Source organism: Acinetobacter seohaensis, from assembly GCF_056431365.1.
On the sequence record NZ_JBWKMK010000084.1, the window covers coordinates 1 to 1,270 of the forward strand.

Annotated in this window: 1 protein-coding gene; it reads right to left on the reverse strand. The window is 39.8% G+C overall.

All coding sequences use genetic code 11. The features are described from left to right. Positions 1–20: 20 nt before the first annotated feature. Positions 21–1,172: an IS4-like element ISAbe18 family transposase gene (locus AC07E5_RS09785; RefSeq protein WP_096901158.1), complete on the reverse strand. Its 1,152-nt coding sequence runs from the start codon at positions 1,170–1,172 to the stop codon at positions 21–23. Between the last annotated feature and the right edge of the window lie 98 nt (positions 1,173–1,270).

Below are 1,270 nucleotides of genomic sequence, written 5' to 3' on the forward strand. Positions count from 1 at the left end.
CATTGCTGTCCCACAATTTTTCACAAGAGGAAGCTCATTTGAGCTTCCTCTTGTTTTATGGGTATTTTATCGGGTGAAAATAAAGCTTTTAAAGTTCTTCTTTCAAACAAATTCACTTGAATTATTCTGAGTAAACGTTGAACTGTCCAACCTGTTTTTCCTAAATGTCGAGCGAAACTCACCAATAAATAGGCGATCATCGCAATCCAGATTTGTGTCTGAATTGCGTTCCTGCTGCGGCCTAGAAACGCTTTTAATTTGAGATTCTGCTTAATCGCCTTAAAGAACAGCTCAACTTTCCAACGATCTTTATAAATCGCCGCAATGGTGGAGGCGGCTAAATGAAAGTTATTGCTGAGAAAGCTAAAGTGCTTGCCACTTTGCTGATCTCTATATTCAATTCTTCTTAACACTGGGGCTTTTCTTTTTAGGGCATGTGCGCTATTCAGCTGAATGGTTTCATCTTTTAGAATACCTTTGGATTCAAGCACTGGATGTTGCTGGATCACCTGATACACAGATTTAGGCCTAAAACGTGTGACAAATCCAATGTTTTGAGCAGTCAGATTTGCATACCATTGGTAATCGACATAGCCTTTATCAAAAACTACAATGCTGCCAGCAGGAAACTGGAATTTGCGGCCTTGTACCATGTCATTTTCTTTGCCATTTTCAACTGCAACAAACTCAGGAATATCATTGCTGTGATTCAATCCTATACTGAGTTTCATGCTGGCTTTTGAGTCGTGAACTTTGGCCCATTCACATAAGGAAAGCGACAGGTCAATATGACTGGCATCCAAGGAATACAAGGGATTCTTAAAGCGAAATTTATGAGCTACTTTTGAGTGTTCATAGTATTTAAGCAACTTGTAAAATAGCTGTTGATACAAGGTAGCAGGCTGCTGCTCATTGATTCGTGCCAGCGTGCTTCGGGGAATAGACTTTGCTCCGAGATGACTTAGCTTTTCCTGTTGGCACTCCAAATTGGATTGAATATCTCTCAGACTTTGCCTACAAGAGAATTGAGACATCAATATGGCAATAAACTGATCCCACCGGGAAGCCGCTCTAAATTTCTGTCCAACATGGTGTACTTTAGCAAGTTGTTCAAAATCCTGTCGCACAACAGGTTTAATTAGCTCATGAAATACGGTATTCTGATGTGACAAAACCTGAATCCTGGTCGTTAAAGTGTTTGTTTGCACTCATATTTTAACTGTTAGGACTCAGGTTTTTTTATTTAAAGCAAACTATGGGACAGCAGTGG